This window comes from Pseudomonas sp. 1, from assembly GCF_056626735.1.
The window spans coordinates 415,361-434,219 of the sequence record NZ_JBWXMQ010000001.1; the positions used below are offsets into that span (position 1 = coordinate 415,361).

At 59.5% G+C, this 18,859-nt stretch carries 5 protein-coding genes; 3 read left to right on the forward strand and 2 right to left on the reverse strand.

Annotated features, from left to right (window positions below; genetic code table 11):
- Positions 1 to 106: 106 nt before the first annotated feature.
- Complete coding sequence (locus AC1MDC_RS01805; protein WP_480392386.1) at positions 107 to 574, reverse strand: hypothetical protein; 468 nt, start codon at positions 572 to 574, stop codon at positions 107 to 109.
- Positions 574 to 12,972, reverse strand: a complete 12,399-nt coding sequence (locus tag AC1MDC_RS01810; protein WP_480392387.1) for a two-partner secretion domain-containing protein — start codon at positions 12,970 to 12,972, stop codon at positions 574 to 576. The genes AC1MDC_RS01805 and AC1MDC_RS01810 overlap by 1 nt, the downstream gene beginning before the upstream one ends.
- 420 nt (positions 12,973 to 13,392) lie before the next feature.
- On the opposite strand from AC1MDC_RS01810, the gene AC1MDC_RS01815 reads away from it, so the two are divergent.
- Genes AC1MDC_RS01815 through AC1MDC_RS01825 form a run of 3 tightly spaced genes read left to right on the forward strand, consistent with a single transcriptional unit; the run spans position 13,393 to position 18,856 of the window.
- A complete protein-coding gene (locus AC1MDC_RS01815) occupies positions 13,393 to 14,637 on the forward strand; it encodes an exonuclease SbcCD subunit D C-terminal domain-containing protein (RefSeq protein ID WP_480392388.1) in 1,245 nt (414 codons plus the stop codon).
- Positions 14,634 to 18,275, forward strand: coding sequence for an AAA family ATPase (locus AC1MDC_RS01820; protein WP_480392389.1), 3,642 nt, complete (start codon positions 14,634 to 14,636; stop codon positions 18,273 to 18,275). The genes AC1MDC_RS01815 and AC1MDC_RS01820 overlap by 4 nt, the downstream gene beginning before the upstream one ends.
- On the forward strand, positions 18,272 to 18,856 hold the full coding sequence (locus AC1MDC_RS01825; RefSeq protein ID WP_480392390.1) for a glutathione S-transferase: 585 nt from the start codon (positions 18,272 to 18,274) through the stop codon (positions 18,854 to 18,856). The genes AC1MDC_RS01820 and AC1MDC_RS01825 overlap by 4 nt, the downstream gene beginning before the upstream one ends.
- Positions 18,857 to 18,859: the final 3 nt, after the last annotated feature.

Sequence of the window (18,859 nt, forward strand, 5' to 3'; positions counted from 1 at the left end):
GGGGACAGACTACAATGGGGACTAACTACAATGGGGACAGATTTATTTAATCAAATAAATCTGTCCCCTTTTTGTTTTGTCTTTTCTTCTTAAGACTTCTAAAGTCTCATTGACTAGAGATATTCAATTCCGAGAATTTTTTACGAATATGCTCAGTTAACCCAAGCAAATCTTCAAAGGCAATAGAGCCAAACTCAGGCTCATACTTGGCAAGATAACTCTCAGAAGAGTGCCCTAAAGATTGGGCCTTAGCCTCTACCTCCTTAATATATGCAGGCTCAACTACCCAATTCATGCCAGAGGACGCATAACGCTCACAGCCTATCAGCACCCAAGAAATCAAGCCACCATATGAACCAATCACTTCATTCAAAATAGAGATAAGATATTCATTTTCTTTTTCAAATCGAAAAGCTATATACGGAGGAAATATCGAACGATCCTGTCTTTCAAAATGATCGCCCATCCAGACCTCTGGATTACGCTGCCCATACTTTCTCCACTCAAGCGCATTCAAGTCATGAAGAACATTAAGCAGCTCACCTTCCGGATCTAAAATCCTAGTCACGCCCATTATTTCAGCCCCTTCAACTTATCAGAGATCGACACTCCGCCTGGGTTAATATTTTTAATATGCTGTTCCCAATCCCCTTTAGGAATAGGGTTGGATGATAGCCGTGGATCATAAACATATCGACCATCAGTATAGACCTGGTGATAAAACTGACCCGAATCTTTAACTCCATTCTCATAAACATTTAAATCGCCAGCTTTCGCAGGGCGAACTTCAATAACCGTCCCCTTGCCACCAGAAGCATCAAATAGCTTGCTTGCAATATCTGAACAATCTGTCCTGGAACAACCCACCATGTTTTTAATTTGCGGGCTCTCCATTGCATCAACAACAGACTTGCTCGGCGGAAACTCTGGGTTAACAGGACGGAATGGGCGATCCATTCCTGGAGGAATAAACTCGTCTACCTTTCCGGCCGCGCCACCAGTAGCTTTAGCACCACCCGCAAAATAATCCGGAGGCAAATCACAAGGCCCAGTGTTGTGTACCCAGGTCTTGAGCTCGCCAACGTAGAACGTATGCCCCACATCGACCGTGAGATTGTATGTTTTGCCCTCGGGCAGATACAGCTCAAGCGATTCGACTTCGGACGAGGTGTTTTCGCTGTCGCCATCAGCCAGTGACTGCAGCAGATCACCCGGTTCCAGATCTTTGACAGGAATGAAGTCACGTTTGGCGGGTACATAGAAGGGGTGGCTCGGCGTAACCAGCAGGGTTTCGCCTTCCGCTGCCCCAGTACCACGTACATTTTTGAGCTTGAGGCGGTAGATCGGCTGATCCGAACGCTGATGCGTTGCCAGAATGGCAGCGGCGAACGGCTTGCCCCCTTTCTCAGGCTTGCTCCAGACAACATCTCCTACCTTGAGCGACTCAATAACGCGGTCGCCTTGCGGTGTAGAAACTTTCGTACCCGCAGCAAAGCAGCAAGGCCCCTTCGTTACTGGGGTTCCCGCTGTGCCTTTTGCATCAACCCACTTCCCACCAACCCATTCAACGGCTCTACTACCAATATAGGCGGTGACAAGCCCTGTGGCCGCATCGAAAGCCATACCGCCCAACTCTTGGGCGGAGGCGGTTCCAACTTTATCAAACTCCCTTTCCAGGGTATGCGAAGGGATCGGGCTGGTAATCCAGTCCTTGAACCCGAGTGCTAACCCGCCAATACCACCTGCGATAGCACCCAAGGTGTCGAAAGGTGACGAAACGGCATTCCAGAACGATTTTGCATCGTTAACCACACCTCCTGGCCACTCAACAACCTTATTCTGGACCACTGTCCATCCTTCTCTGGCCAGAAATCCGGGGTCCATCGATGGAGGGTAAACACTTGTAAGTTCTTTTGGGTCAACGCCTGCAAAGTAACTGGCCTTGGCGGCGTTGTATTCCTCTTGCGTCCATCCTTCCTGTAGTGCCTGCAGCTGAATCTTGCGCCCAAACTCCTCCATATCCCGCTGTCTTTCGCCATCCAATGCGGCTACCGCCCGGGTGATATTGTCCCGACACGCTTGAGCCCCATCTCCCGAACCGCAAGCCGCTCGAGCGTTATCCGCTTGTACAACTTCTCTGTGTAGCAGCCAGTTGTACTGCGTAGCGTTCCTCGCGATTTCGGCTCCCTGCTGAAGATTCCCACCTACTGCCGCGGCGGCAAGCAACCCGGTTAGTTGCGACATCATCAAGTGCAACTGATCATTGCCATTAGCAAAGTTAACCAGTTGATTTGTCAACGCTTCATTCAGGCCTGCGGCTGCCGCGCCAGTGGCAAAATCACCGCCGGTTGCCTTCGAGAGCAAGCCCCCCATCAGCGCATGCGCGACAGTTTTCTCAAGACTGCCCTCTGGAAACTTGATGGTGTCGCCAACCCAATTGAAACCCGTCGCCATGGCGACGCTACCCGCCTGCCCCATCAATGCCGCGCTAAAACTGTCACCGAAATTGCCACCCCCAATGGCGGTAGAAATGCCACTGGTGATGATGGCCCGGCCAGTCGTCCGGATAGCGACGTCGGTAAAGTTGCTGCTTGTCAGGACGTTTGCAGTTTTGCTGGTTCCACCCGCAAACCAGTTTGAGTCCGCATAGTTCAGCACGCCTGCGGTAAACCCGGCGATGGCCGCGCTCTTGAGGCTGTCGGCGCTGAAGGTGTCCTTTAAAGCAGCGCCCAGGTTGCCCTTGTTGCTGATGGTGCTGGTCACAGCAGTGGTGGCCAAAGAGGTGGCAATTGCGCCGCCGAAGCCACCACTGGTCAATGCCAATCCTCCGGGCCCCATGACAAACGACATCATGATCGCGATGGCTATTTGTGCTGCCGGGCCCACACCAGAGTTTTCATACTTGAACGACTCGTGGATTTCCTTGACGCGTCGCCAATCGACGTCTCCACGAGACTCGGCATCTTTCAGCCAGGCCAACTGCGGATCTGCCTTGACCATAGCGTCGATGGTCTGGCTGACGGACTCCTGGTTAACGTCCTTGATATCGATCTTCAGCCCATCAACGGCTTTGATCACCACGTTGCCCTTGGCAATCATCTGGGTCTGACGCAGGGTCTCGTCGGTATTGCCTCGACCTTTGGAAGATACCCATGCTGCGCTGTTATTGGTCTTGGTATGGCTTTCGTCATGAAAGTCCTTGACCCCTTCAAACGTGATCGCGCCACCACTGTCCAGCGTGATGTTGTTTCCGCTTTCCAGTTTGGCAACCTGATAAAGCTGATCGCCCTTGCTGGACAGCGTCAAATCACCGCCCGCCTTGATTTCAGAGCCGACATGCTTGATGTCGGTCACCTCATCGCGCTTCAACTTGAGCTTGCCGAAACTGCCCTTTTTCTTCTTGTCGTAGAGCGAGTAATCGGAATCCTGCGCAGCAAGAATATCGAGGTTCTCACCCGCAACCAGATAGGCCTCGTCGCCGGCAGTGATACGGCTGGAAATCACACTGAGGTCTTTACCCGCATCCAGTCTGACGTCGCCGCCTGCCGAAATGCCGGACATGACCTGGCTGACATGGTCCTCCTGAACGGTGAGTTTCTTGCTCTTGGACAGGGAGTGGGTTTCATCCGCCGCAGACGTGATGACCACGTCTCCGGTTGCCTTGATCGCAACATCACGCTTGGCATCGATCTGACTGGCGATGACGTTGATATCGCGCTTGGCGTCAGCCTTGAAGTCACGACCAGCGTCGATTTCCGCACCCAGCTGGGTGATGTCACTGCTGTTGTGCCTGGCGTCTTGGTAAACGCTGTTGGTGACCTGAGCGGATGAGACGTTGATGTCACGCCCGGCATTCACGACCATGTCCTGGCCGCTTTTCATCACGCCACCGGCGATGTTGATGTCTTTGGCCGCTTTGACGGTCAGGTCATTGGCCGCTTCGATCCTTGCCGCGTTGTCGGCGTAGTCATGATGCTGGGTGCCAAACCGGGTGCTGTTGTCGGAGGAAGTGATTGTCCGCTCGTTGACCACATCGCCTTTGAGCGTGGTCAGGTTCACATCGCGCCCGGTGATGATGCCGCCGGATTTGTTGACGATGTCGTTGGTCGCCAGCAGATCCAGACGGTTACCCGCCTCGATCAGGCCGCTGTTGACGATGTCCTTGCCCGCCGTCGCCGACAGATTATTCGTCGCCTTCAACATCCCGACGTTATCCAGATTGCCGCCGGCAATCAGCGTCACATCGTTACCGGCAATCAGCGCACCGGTCGGGCCGAGGCGGCCGTTGGCCTGGGCCAGGTACAGCACCGGCACCAGCACTTTTTCGCCGTTCACTTCGTGCTCTTCGAGCCAGACGATGTCGTGGGTCAGCGCCGCCACTTGTTCGGCCGTGAGACCCACGCCGATCGACAGGTTGAGGGCGTCCTTGCTGCCGATGGCGTTGTCCATCAGGTAGCGGAACATGTCCTCGTTGTTGCTTCGGCCATCGATAAAGGCCTGGCCGGTACGCGCGGTCACGGCTTGCTGTATCAGACGCTGTTCAAAGAGTCCGTCACCTAGACGCTTGGCGCTCTGGTCCGGGTCGTAACCGAGTTTGCCGAGCAAGTAGTCCGAACTCATGAACGACTTGAGATTGGTCAGGACCGGGTTGGTTTCGATCAAGTATTTGTGCGCGTTGGACGGCGCCTTCGTGTCCGGCAGTCCGGCGACGCGTGTCACCGGACGGGTGTCGATCGACTCTCTGGCATCATTGCCGCGGTCTTTCATGCCGGGACCGGCCGACTTCACCGGCACGTTGACATCGACCGTACTTGCCACCGCCGTGACCACGCTCGGGGACCGATGGAATGTGTCAACCGCACGCGTGCTATCGGAAACTGCGGGCGGTGCATCAATGAAAAGATTACGCGGGCCGCCACTGCTGCCAGCCGCGACATGCCCCTCGGTAGCGACAACCTGCCCCCCCATCGTCCAGGTCGGTGCCGGGCCGGATGTGCCAACCGGTGCGGTGTCAGCCGCGCCCTGACCGCTCAGGCGGAACAGACCGTTTTCCCCGGTTGGCAGGGAGAAGCCTGGCAGCGACAGTGGATTGACTTGCTGTTGGGCGAGGTCTGGTGGTAGTTGGCTGTTGATCCGGATGACGGTGGTACCCGAGTTGCCAACTTTGGTGTTACCCACCTTGTTGGTGCCACCGGTTGAACCGTAATCCTGATGGATCACACTGTTTTGCAGGTCTTTTGTGGCGGTGATCGATACGTTGCCGCCAGCCTGGATGACCGCATTGCGACCTGCTGTGGGGCTGGTGCCGTCTCGGGCCACTTCCTTGTCGGATGTCAGCGTGAAACCGTCTAGCCGGGTCGGCATCTGTACAAGGTTATTAGGGTCGTACTGAGACTGCAGGCTGGTATTGCCCCACCGATAGCCGGACAGGGTGAGGTCGCCGACCGACTTGTTCGTCACCGAGTCCTTGATCGTGATGACGTAGGTCGTACCGCCGTCATGACCGGGTTCCCGACCGGTGGTGGACGTCACGACACCCTGGGCAAAATTCCCGGTGCCATCGATGTAGTAAACGTTAGGGAAATCAGGGTTGTTGCGCTGGTTGTATGCCACCACCTCAGGCATGAAGGTATTGAACGACCCCGAGTCGATGGCGCCAGTACGGTAGATGCGGGTCCGCTCGATGCTGCCGCTGACCGCGCCGACGTTCCTCATGTTGTTGGCATTGATGGTGATGTTGCCCGACGCGCTGAGCGTACTTTTGCTATTGAGGAACTCACCACCGTTGAAGACGAAATCACCACCGGCTGTCACCAAGGAAGACGCCGTGGTGTCGTTGTCCTGCCCGCCCTCGAAGACTTCATGGGCAATCAGATTGACGTCATAGGTACCACCCGAGCAATCACCACACTGAACGCCAATGAAACCGGTAACCAACTTGCGATTTAGGGCAAAGCTCTGGGTGCCGTCATCGCCGGAAGTGCGGTTGGCGAAGTTCGCCGCGTCGATCTTAAAGGTCTTGCCACTCTCCATCGATCCCGAAAGGTTTGAGACCTGACTGGCCTGCGCAGTGCCATAACCCTTGATGGCCACGTTGCCCAGGCCATAGAAGTCGCCATTCTGGTTGGTCAGATTACCAACACTGAGCGTCATGTCGTTGCCGCTGAAAATCAGGCCACGATCATTGAGCAATGACGGCGTGTTGATGGTCAGGTTTTGCGCTGCGCCCAAAGTGCCGTAGTTGACAACGCTGCCGGCGTTCACGGTCAGGTCTTCACTGGAGGTGATGCGCCCGGAGTTGACGAGTGCCGCGCCCACGTTGATCGTCGAGGTTGTGCCGGCGGCGATGCTGCCGGCCGCACCGACACTCAGCTGGGCTGCGCTGAAATTGATCCCCCGCTGGCTCGACATTCGACCGTTGCCGCCGTAGGCCCCGGTCAGTTGCATGTCGATGAAACCATCACTGGCGATCAGGCCTTCGTTGGTCCAGTTGCCGCCACGCACCTGTAACAGCTCCGACGCCAGCAACTTGCCGCTGGCGGTCTGGCTGAACTGGCGCACATTGACGTTCAGTCGTCCGGCCTGAATGACACTGGAGTTGTTCCAGGTGTCGGCATTGAGTTCCAGCAGTCCGCCAGTGGTGATGCTGCCACCGGCACCAATCACGTTGGTCGTGGATATGTCGAACTTGCCGCGCCCGACGTGGTTAAGCTGGCCACCTGTGTTGAGGAAGCTGCCGACCGCCAGGGTCATGTCCGTATTGGCGGTTTCCAGCACGCCATTGCGGTTGTCCAGCAGGCCGCTGATCTGGAACTCGGTCTTGCCCGAGTTGCCCAGCGAACGCAGGCGCCCATTCTGGTTGTTGACGCTCGCCGCTTTGACCGTCAATTGGGTATTGCTTTCAATGATCCCCGCGCCATTGCTCAAAGCGCCGCCGAGGCTGAGATCGATGCGTTCGCCGGCGATCTGCCCGGCGCCGTTGTCCAGACTGGCGCCATTGACGCTCACCAGTCCTTTTGCGTAGATCACGCCGTTTCGGTTATCGAACCCGGCGGTGGTAATGTTCGCATCCGTCGCTTGCGCGGAAATCCGGCCACCATTGTTGTCCAGACCGGCCAGTGCCGACAGTGTCAGGCCCTGAGCCTGAATGACGCCGCCCTGGCGATTGTTGTTCAGGTCGAAGCCATTGCGCAGGACACCGACGGTACGCGCCTCAAGCGCGCCCTTGATGCTGGACAGAATCCCGCCGCGGTTATCGATGCTGGCCGCACCGACCGTCACGTCGCCTTCCTGAGCGATGATTTTTCCGCTCTGGTTATCGAGATCGCCAGTAACGTCGAGCGTCAGGCCGGTCTGGCTCTGGATCGAACCTTTGCCGTTGGCCAGGCTTGCCGCCTTGAGTTGCAGGCTGCCGGTCTGGCTGTAGATCAAGCCGTCGGCATCGTTGCGCACGGCGGTGCTGGCAGTAATCTGCAAGTCATCCTTGGCCGCAATGGTGCCTTTGCTGCCGTTGTCCAGCGAGCCGGTCAGCAGTTGCAGCGAGCCTTGACTGGCGAGTTGGCCGTTGCGGTTGCTCAGATCGCTGATGCCTTTGATCACGACCGGACCGGTGCCCGCCAGTTTGCCGGCGTTGTTGTTCAACAGTCCCGACAGGTTCAGGTTGATCGCGCCGTTGGCCGCGAGTTTGCCCCCGCTGTTATCCAGGCTCGAAGCGTTGGCAGTGAGCGCCTGGAGCGCGTTGATAGAACCACCGACGTTGGTCAGTGCAGTGCTGGTGATGTCCAGTGCGGCGCCACTGTCGATCAGGCCGCCCTGATTGTTGTTGAGTGCGCCTTCGAGCGTGAGGGTCTGCCCTGCCGCACTGCTGAGGATGCCTTTGTCGCTGTTGTCGAGGCTGCCGGCATTGACGGTCAGACTGCCTTGCGAAACCAGAGCGCCGTTACCGCTGTTGAGCAAAGCGCCCTTGAGATCGACCGACACATCGCCGTTGCGGCTTGAAAGCGTGCCGTTGGCGCGGTTGTCCAGACTGTCACCACTGACGTTCAACTGCTGCCAGCCCGAGAGCAAGCCATTCTGGTTGGTCAGGGATGTGCCGCTAAGCTTCAGTTTCTCGCCGCTGATGATCTTGCCGGCATTGTTGTTCAATGCCCGGGCAATGACGTCGAAACCCAGGCTGCTGGAGATTTCACCGCTCTGGTTGTTCAGGTCGCGCAAGCGCTTGAGGGTCAACGGCCCCTTGGCCGTCAACAAACCATTGGTGTTGTCGAGGTCGCCATTGGCAAGATCCACGGTGACAGCTTTGTCGCCCAGCAGACGCCCGCCGTTCTGGGTCAGGGAGGTCAAGGTCAGGTCGATGTCACCGCCGGCGGAGACTTCACCGCCATTGCTGGAATCCAGCGCTGTCGCCGTCAGCGACAGACTGCCCTGGCTGTTGATCAAGCCTTTGTCGCGGTTGTTCAGGGCCATGGCATTGAGCGTGACGCTGCCGATGCCCTGCAAAACACCGCCCTGGTTGTTCAGGTCGGCGCTGCCAATGCGCAACGCTTGCGCTGCGCTGATCAGACCGTCGTTGTCATTGCGCAGCAAACCGTCTGCAGTCAGGTCAAGATCGGCACGGCTGATCAGGCTGCCACCGCTGTTGTTAAGACTGCCGGCCCGGGCATAGATCGATGCTGCACCGATCATGCCTTTGACGTTGTCCAGAGCCTGGGCGATTCGCAGCGTCAGGCTCTGAGTGCTCAGCAATTTGCCATTGCCGTTGTCCAGATTTTGCGCCGCCACGGTAAAGGCTTCACCGCTGGAAATTTCTCCGCCCTGGTTATTCACGCCATTGAGCTGCTTGAGCAGCAGCGTACCGGGGGCATTGATCAAACCATTCTGGTTATTAAGCTGGCCATTGTTCATGTCCAGGCTCAGGCGAGTGTTGCTGAACAGCTTGCCGCCCTGTTGCTCTAGCCCCGTGACCGACGCCGTCAAAGCGCCCTGGCTGCCAATCTGCCCGCCATCGCGGTTGGTGACCTTCCCCGCGACGAGGTTCAGGGTATCGGCGCTGCTGAGCTTGCCGGTGCTGTTGTCGTAGTCGCCAGTGGTGACGCTGGCCGCGCCCTTGGCGCTGAGTGTGCCTGCCTGACGGTTGTCGAGGCCGGTGCTGTCGAGCACCAGCGCCCCATCGGTGACCACCGCACCGCCCTGGTTATCAACGCTGCCGCGACTCTCGATTGTCAGGTCCGCCGCGCTGGAAAGGCTGCCCTTGATGTTGGTCAGTTGCGAGGTTTTGACCGTCAGCACGCTTTCGCTGCTGACCTTGCCCTGGCTGTTGTCGAATGCGCCGCTCAGCGTCAGAGCCATGGCCTGCTGACTGAGCAGCTCGCCACCACTGTTGTCCAGTGAGTCGCCGTGCAGGTCGAGCGAAGTGCCGGCACTGATCAGGCCCTTGTTGCGGTTAATCAATTGCTCGACGGTGAGCGTTAGCGACTGGGCGGTGAAGATCTTGCCGGCGTCACTGTTGTCGAGTTTTTTGCCGGTCACCTGCAGATCGCTATTGGTGCTGATTTCACCGCCGCGGTTATCCAGATCCCAAACGTTAAGAGTCATGGTTCTGGTCGAGCCGAGCAGTCCGCCCTGACGGTTGTCGAGCAGGTCGGCATCGAGTTTGAGGACGCCGGTGGCGATCAACTGGCCGTCCTGGTTATCGAGCTTTTTCGCCTGCACGGTGGCATCCGACTTGCCGGCGATGCTGCCGCCACGGTTGTCCAGCGTCTGCGCCGTCAGTTCGAGTTTGCCGTCGGCAATCACCGTACCAAGCTGGTTATCCAGGGTGTTGTCGGTCGTCAGCGTCAGCGGGCCACGGCTGCTGATCAAGCCTTCCTGGTTGTCGAGGCTGGCGCTGTGACTGTCCAGCGATGTACCGGAAATAACGCCTTTGGCGTTGTTCAGCGCCTGCGCAATACGCACGGTCAGACCCTGCTGGCTCAGCAATTTACCGTTGCTGTTGTCCAGGTCATGTGCGGTCAGTGCGAAGGCTTGCTGGCTGGAGATTTCGCCGCCCTGGTTGTTCACCCCATTGAGTTGCTTGAGCAGCAATTCGCCGGGCGCATTGATCAAACCGTTCTGGTTGTTCAACTGGCCGTTGTTCAAATCAAGACTCAGGCTGGTCTTGCTGAACAGTTCACCGCCCTGCTGATCGAGGCCGGTGACCGACATGGTCATGGCTTGCTGACTGGCGATGCGGCCTGCAGCGTTGTTGACCTGCCCCGCCGTGAAGTCCAGAGTTCCACCACTGATCAGTCGCCCGCCCTGACTGTTGTCGACATCACCGCTGTCGATCCGACTTTTGTCCTTGCCGGAGATCAGACCTTTCTGACTATTGTCGAGACTGGCGCTCTTGAGTTTCAGAGTGCTGTCGGTGCTGATGGAGCCACCCTGATTGAGCAGCGCGCCAAGACTGGTCAACGCCAGGGCGCCGGCGCTGGTCAGGTTGCCGGCATTGTTATCGACACGGCCGGCATTGATGGTCAACGTGCCTTCGCTGCTGATGAGCCCCTGGCCGTTGAGCATTGCATCGTCCAGCGTGATGACCAGGCCTTTCAAGCTATCGAACGAGCCACTGGTGTTATCCAGCGTGCTGCCGGTCAGTTTCGTCGCGCCACTGGCGACGATCATGCCTTTGCTCTGGTTGATCAACCGGGTAACCGCCAGTTCCAGATCGCTGGCTGCGAGAATCTTGCCACCGTCGCTGTTGTCCAGACGCTGGCCCTTGATGTTGAGCAACAGGTTGCCAGACAGTTCGCCTGCTCGGTTGTCGATGTCATCGACCGAGAGAGTCAGCGCTTTTTTGGTGCCGATCAGCCCGCCGTTACGGTTGTCGAGTGTGGTGCCGGTCAGGCTCAGATTGCCCTGTGCGACCAGTGCGCCGCCCTGCTGTTGCAGCAGGCCGATGGTCGCGGTCAAGTCGCCCTGGCTGGAGATCCGCCCTTTGGCGTTCTGCACCTCGCCGGCCTTGAGACCGACAGGGCCGACAGCGCTGACCAGACCATTGCTGTTGTCCAGTCGCGTGCCCGCGTATGTAACGCCAGCCTTGCCGATGATCAGACCGTTGTCGCGGTTATCCAGTCGATCGACGTTCAGCGTCAGTTGCCCGTCGCCTTGCAGCGCGCCGCCACGGTTGTCTGCCGAATCACTGCGCAAGGCCAGCGTGCCTTTGCCGATGACCTTGCCGTCACGGTTGTCGAGATGACCGGCCTGCGCGTCAATGGCGCCCTTGGCCGTGATTTCGCCTTTGTTACGGTTGTCGAGCAAACCGCTGACCCGCACCACAAGACCGCCATCGCTGACCACGACCCCGGCGTCACGGTTATCGAGACTGCCGGCCTTGAGGTCGAGAGCAACGCCGGAACCGAGCATTCCGTCGCGATTGTCCAGCGCCGCGCTGAGATCAATGTTGAGCCCCAGATCGCCCAGAATCTGGCCTCCGAGGTTGTTGACGGACGTCCCGCTGAGTCGAGTGATACCGGAACTCGAAATCTGACCGTTGCTGTTGTTCAACTGACCGATCGTGGCCGTCAGGCTGCCCTTTGCGTCGATCAAGCCTTGGCTGTTGTGCACTTGATTGGCGGTCACGTTCAGCGCGCCTTTGCTCAGCACACGCCCGTCATTCTGGTTGTCCAGTGTCCCTGCAACGATGCTTGCGATCTGCGCAGCACTCAGCGTGCCGCCCTGGTTACTCAGCACCTGCGCGGCATTCACCGCCAGATTGCGGCTCGCCACCAGGCTCTTGCCACGGTTGTCGATGTTTTGCGCACTCAGGCTCAGATCGCCATTGGCATTACGACCGCCGTCAGCGTTGACCCCGGCTTCAATGGCGCCGGCATTGGTCAATTGACCGCCCGCACTGAGGCTGATGCTGTCCCGCGCCGCGAGGGTCTGCCGGTTGGTCAGGTCGCCTTGGGTTTGTGCATTCAACGAAGTGCCGGCGTAGACCGCCGAGCGCGTCTCCAGGCTGGCGGCCTTGACGTTGACCGCGCCGGTGGCGGAGGTCTCGGCCAGGCTGAGCTGGCCGTTGGCGTCGAGCTGAATGTCACCGCCGCTAGCAATCAGTTTGCCGTCGAGTTTCACCCCGACCCCGGCCTCGGTGCCGACCAGTTTGATCGCACCGGCGTACATCCCGCCCAGCGCCGAAGAGTCGATGGCCAGTTGCGGTTTGGCGCTGCCGTCGTCGGCGCGGGCCGTGGCGTTGAGGTTGTCGGCGTTGACGTCGTTGCGCCCGGCAACGATGGTCAGGTTTTTCGCCTGGATCTCGGCGTTGATCTTCGCGCTGCGGGTGATGATTTCGAAGCGGTCGACGTTGGTTGCGTTGAGCCCGGCGCCCTCAATGGCGACGCTGCCCTGATCGACCTGGAAACGGTCCAGCCGACCGCTGCCATCCAGCACCGGTTTGCCGGTGGTGAGGGTGACGCGGGGCGTGTTGATGAAACCGCAACCGTTGCAACTGATGCCGTACGGGTTGGCGACGATCACCCGTGCCGACTGCCCCGCCACTTCGGTGTAACCGCGCAACTGGCTCGGGCTGCCGCCGATGACTTCGTTGAGGATCGCCTGTGCCGAACCACTGTTTTTCAGGTGCGGGTTGTCAATGATGTAGCCGCCCAGTTGAGTGGACGAAGCCTGGTTGGCGCCGTTGTTGAGGATGACGCCCTGCGCGCTGACGTTGTACTCATGGAACTGGTTGTGCGACAGCCCGCTGCCGTTGGGCGTGGCGATGTTGATGATCTGCACGCCGTTGCCGGCGCGATCAAGGGTGGTGCCGGGGTTGGCCACCACAATGCCGTCGGCCTGGGCCCACATCGGTTGCCAGAACATGACGTTGGCCAGCAGAAAAGCGATCCCGCGCTTGGGCATGCCCAGAAAGGTATCGCGGTTTTTTACGCCCGCAGATGGCAGGCGAGCGAGGAAGGCGTACTGGCGAACGTCCATGTTGAAGTCTCTATGCAACAAACATAAATGAGCAGGCAGACCGCAGGCGCAGCATTTCTCGGCGGGCATTCACACAACGCCGGTCGACCGAGAAGTGGGTAAGAGGAAAAATTGCCGGGGCAACCTGGATATAGCGGGATCGGTCACGGAGCAGGCCGCAACACATCTGCCAGCTCCCTCATAGCAGTACACTGATGTCACAATAGTGGCGCGATATTAGATGGCCACTATTTTGGCGTCAATAAATGTATGAACGGGTCCATAGTTGCCGACGAACGGTAGCAATACAGTCATACCTTTCTGACGATGGTTTCTAAATTCCCCTTCCGGCCCTCCTCTCGCAATAATCTGTAAACTCTCCCCTCTTTCGCCGCCCTCTCATCCCGGCGGCCATCACCTTTTTATATTGCGGAGTCAGCCTTGCGTCTGTTTCACACCTCCGACTGGCACCTTGGGCAGAACCTGCATGGCCAGGAGCGCGATTTCGAGCACGCCTGTTTTCTCGAGTGGCTGCTGCGCCAATTGAAGCTGGCGCAGCCGGACGTGCTGCTGATTGCCGGCGACATCTTCGACACGGTCAACCCGCCGGTCAAAGCCCAGGAACGCCTCTACGATTTCATCGTCAGCGCCCACGAACAGCAGCCGTCGCTGACCATCGTGATGATCGCCGGCAACCACGATTCCGGTTCGCGGATCGAACTGCCCGCGCCGTTGATGCGGCGTTTGCGCACCCATGCACTGGGCCGCGTGTTGTGGCTGGATGACGGGCAACTGGATGCGGAACGTCTGCTGTTGCCGCTGCCGAATGCGTCCGGTGAGATCGCCGCGTGGTGCCTGGCGCTGCCGTTCCTGCGGCCTGCCGAAGTGACCGGCGCGCATCTGGGCGATAACTATTTGCGCGGCATCGGCCAAGTGCATGAATGGCTGATCGAAGCGGCGAACGCCAAGCGCCAGCCGGGCCAGGCGCTGGTCGCCATCAGCCACGCGCACATGGCCGGCGGCTCCGTGTCGGAAGACTCCGAGCGCAGCCTGATTATCGGCAACGCCGAAGCCCTGCCTGCCAGTCTGTTCGGCCCGAGCATCAGCTACGTCGCCCTCGGCCATTTGCACAAGCCGCAGAAGGTCAATGGTGAAGAACGGATTCGCTACAGCGGCTCGCCGATCCCGTTGTCGTTTTCCGAAATCAGTTATCAGCATCAGGTGCTCGACGTCGTTCTGGACGGCGAAACCCTGGTCAGCGTCGAGCCAATGCTGATCCCCCGCTCCGTCAATCTGCAACGCCTCGGCCCTGCGCCGTTGGCGGAAATCCTGCTGCAACTGGCGGACCTGCCGAACATCGACCTGCTGGCCGAAACCCAGCGTCAGCCTTGGCTGGAAGTGCGGGTGCGCCTCGACGAGCCACAACCAGACTTGCGCCATCAAGTCGAAAGCGCCCTGCAAGGCAAGGCTGTGCGACTGGTGCGGATCGCCGCCGAATACGCCGGTAACCGTGGCGCTGACGACGCCGAGGACGGCAGCGCGCTGATCGAACTGGACCAGCTCACACCACAGGAATTGTTCAGTCGCGCCTGGCTCGACAACTACGGCAGCGAGGTCGATGAGCAAACCCTCAAGGACTTCGCCGAGCTGCTGCAAGACGTACAGATGGAGGGCGAGCAGCCATGAAGATTCTCGCCATTCGCTTGAAGAACCTCGCCTCGCTGGCCGGCCCGTTCGAGATCGACTTCACCGCCGAACCGCTAGCCAGCGCCGGTCTGTTCGCAATCACCGGCCCGACCGGCGCCGGCAAAAGCACCCTGCTCGATGCACTGTGCCTGGCACTGTTCGGCGCCGTGCCGCGTCTGAACAACACCGGGCGTGACGCCAAGGTGCCGGACGCCGACGGCGAAATCCTCACTGGCGACCCGCGCACCCTGCTGCGTCGCGGCACCGGTGAAGGCTTTGCCGAAGTGGATTTTGTCGGCGTCGATGGCCGTCGCTATCGCGCGCGCTGGGAAGCCAATCGCGCCCGGGAAAAGGCCGGCGGCAAGTTGCAGGCCAGCCGTCAGAGCCTGCGCGACATCGATCAGGATCAACTGCTCGCCAGCCAGAAAGGTGAGTACAAGACTCAGCTCGAAGCCGCGCTGGGCCTGAACTTCGAACAGTTCACCCGCGCCGTGTTGCTGGCCCAGAGCGAGTTCAGTGCTTTCCTCAAGGCCGACGACAACGACCGCAGCGAACTGCTGGAAAAACTCACCGACACGGCGCTGTACACCCGTCTCGGCCGGCGCGCGTTCGACAAGACCAAAGAGGCCCGCGAAGCCCACAAGCAATTGCAGGATCAGGCCACCGGCGTGACCCCGCTGGCCCCGGAGGCACGCGCGGAACTCGACGAACGCTTCAACGCCGCCCAACAACAACTCAAGTTGCAGCAGGCGCAGCTCAAGCAGATCGAGCAACAGCACGACTGGCTCAAGGAGCTGCTGCGACTGCAAGACTCGCAACAAGCCGCCGCCGAACAACTGCGCAGCGCCGAGCACGAGCGAGAGTCGCTGGCCGGTGAGCGTCTGAAGCTCACCCGTCTGGAACAACTTGCCCCGCAACGTCACCAGTTCGCCCGCAAAACCGAACTCGATGCACAGCTGACGCCACTCGCTGCCCAGATCCACGCGCACACCCGGCAACATGGCGAGCTGACCGAGCGCCAGGCGCGACTGGAACAGGATCTCGCCGCCGCGCAGATCGCCCTGACCCAGGCGCAAACGCAGCATAGCGAAAGCGCACCGCTGTTGCGTCAGGCGTTCGATGAGCAAAGCACCCTCGCCCGCCTCGCCAGGGATGTAGCGTCGGGCAGCGAAGCGAAGCAAGCCGCAGAACAGGCCTGCACTCAGGTCCAAAGCGCGATCCAGACCCTGCTCGATCAGCAAAAACAGGTCGCCGATCGCTTGCAGCGCATTGCCGCCGATCTTGAGCAAAGCGCTCACTTGGCACCGTTGAGCGAAGCGTGGAATGCCTATCGCGACCGCTTGCAGCAACTGATGCTGATCGGCAACCGGTTGAACAAAGGCCAAAGCGAACTGGCGTCTCTCGAGGAAAACGCCACCCGCGCCGCCGAAGCGCTCACCACGCAGAAGCAGCAGCTGGAGGTGCTGTTCAAGGAGGCTGGCGCCGAGCCGGACGCAGTCGCCGAGCAGATCGGCATTCTCGGTACTCTGCTGCAGGACAACCGCAAACAACTGCGCGCCATCGAAGACCTGACGCGGCTGTGGGCCAGCCAGCAGGATCTGGACAAGCGCAGTGCCGAGCTGCAACAGCGTCAGCTCGATGCGCAACAGGAGCGCGAGCGCCTGACCCAGGACGGGGTGAAAACCAAGTCCGAGCTGACTGTCGCCGAACAGACCCTTAACGTCACCCGTGAACTGCTTGAGCGTCAGCGTCTGGCCCGCAGTGCCAGTGTCGAAGAGCTGCGCGCGCAATTGCAGGACGACCAGCCGTGCCCGGTCTGTGGCAGCAACGAACATCCGTATCACCAGCCGGAAGCCCTGTTGCAAAGCCTCGGCCGTCACGATGAAAGCGAGCAGGCCAGCGCGCAGCAAGCCGTCGATCAACTGAAGGAAAAACTCACCGAGCTGCGCGCCGATGTCGGTGGGGTGATTGCCCGGCAAAAGGAACTGCTGCAACAGCAGGAGCAACTGGCCGCTCAGCAACAATCGCTGACGCCGAGCATCGAAGCGCATCCGCTCGCGGCATCGTTGCTGAATCAGGACAGTGACAAGCGCACGGCGTGGCTCACCCGCCAGAACGATCAACTGAATCAAAGCATCACCCAGGACGAACAGCGCCAGACCGCCCTGCTCACGCTGCAACAGGACGCGGCGCGGCTGACCCAGCAATTGCGGCAGGCCGAGACGGCACACCAGCAAGCGGCGCAACAACTGAGCAATCAGCAACGCGAACTGAGCGCTGACCGCCAGCGGCTGGACGAAGAGCTGGCAGCCTTCGCCACGCTGTTGCCGAGCGAAACCCTTGATGCCTTGCGCGCTGAACCGGCCGCGACCTTCATGCAACTTGACCGGCAGATCGCCGAACGTCTGGCGCAAGTCGAACAGCAAAGGGAAGAACTGGCCGAACAGCAACAACGCCAGCAAACGCTCGAGAAGGAACAGGATCGCCAACAGGGCCGTGTCGAGCAATTGCAAAACGCTGAGCAGCAGCTCAACGCGCTGACCGAACAGCAACTCGCCAGCCAGCAGAAGCTGGCGCAATTACTCGGCGATCACACCTGCGCCGAGCATTGGCAGCAGCAACTGGAACAAGCGGTGGAACTGGCGCGCAACGCCGAATCCACCACGACTCAGGCGCTCCAGGAAACGCGTACGCAAAGGGTGCAAATCGCCGCCGAACTCAAAGCGCAGCAAGAGCGTCTGCAAGCGCTGGAAACCGAAGACCGTGATCTGGCCGGCAAAATTGCCGACTGGCGCGCCCGTCATCCGGAGCTGGATGACGGCGGCCTTGAAGACCTGCTGCGGATTGATGACGCCCAGGTCGACGAACTGCGCCAGCGCTTGCAGCGCAACGAAAAAGCCGTTGAACAGGCCACCGTGTTGTTGCAGGAACGTGATCAGCGCCTGCTCGATCATCAGGCCCAACACAATGGCAACCTCGATGCGGAACAACTCGCCAGTGCCCTCGCCGACCTGCAAAACCAGTGCGCGGCCAGCGAACAGCAATGTGCCGAACTGCGCGCCGAGCAGGCCGAAGACCAGCGTCGCCAGAACGCCAATCAGGCGCTGGCGCAGCAGATCGCCGACGCCTACGCCGAGTATCAGCGCTGGGCGCGGCTCAATGCGCTGATCGGCTCGGCCACCGGCGACACGTTCCGCAAGATCGCCCAGGCCTACAACCTCGATCTGCTGGTGCATCACGCCAACGTGCAGCTGCGGCAACTGGTCAAGCGCTATCGCCTCAAGCGCGGCGGCAGCATGCTCGGCCTGCTGGTGATGGACACCGAAATGGGCGACGAACTGCGCTCGGTGCATTCGTTGTCCGGCGGCGAAACCTTCCTGGTTTCGCTGGCGCTTGCACTGGGCCTGGCCTCGATGGCGTCGAGCACGTTGAAGATCGAATCGCTGTTCATCGACGAAGGCTTCGGCAGCCTCGATCCGGAATCCCTGCAACTGGCCATGGACGCTCTCGACGGCTTGCAGGCTCAGGGGCGCAAGGTGGCGGTGATTTCCCACGTGCAGGAAATGCACGAACGGATTCCGGTGCAGATTCAGGTACAGCGCCAGGGCAACGGTCTGAGCACACTGGAGGTGAAATGAACACGCTGTATTCCTTCCGCCGCTGCCCGTACGCGATGCGGGCGCGGATGGCCCTGCGTTATTCGGGCGTGCCGGTGGACATCGTCGAAGTCAGCCTCAAGGCCAAACCGGCCGCGATGCTGGCGATCTCGCCCAAGGGCACGGTGCCGGTGCTGGATGCGAACGGTCAGGTGATCGATGAAAGCCTGGAGATCATGCGCTGGGCGCTGGCGCAGCATGATCCGGATGACTGGTTGCTGAATGGCGATTCAAGGATTGCCGAGTTGATCGAAGCCAACGACCAAGCGTTCAAGGTTCACTTGAATCGCTACAAGTATGCCGAGCGTTATCCGGAACAACCGATGGAGGTTTATCGCGCGGAAGGTGCGTTGTTTTTGCAGCGGCTCGATGAGCTGCTCGAAGGTCGCGATTATTTGCTGGCCGGGCATCCGAGCCTGGCCGATATCGCGTTGTTGCCGTTCGTTCGCCAGTTCGCTCACGTTGATCGTGACTGGTTTGCGCAGACGCCTTACGTGCGGTTGCAGGCCTGGTTGCAGCGGTTTCTGGAATCGGAGCTGTTCACCGACATCATGAAAAAGTAAGCG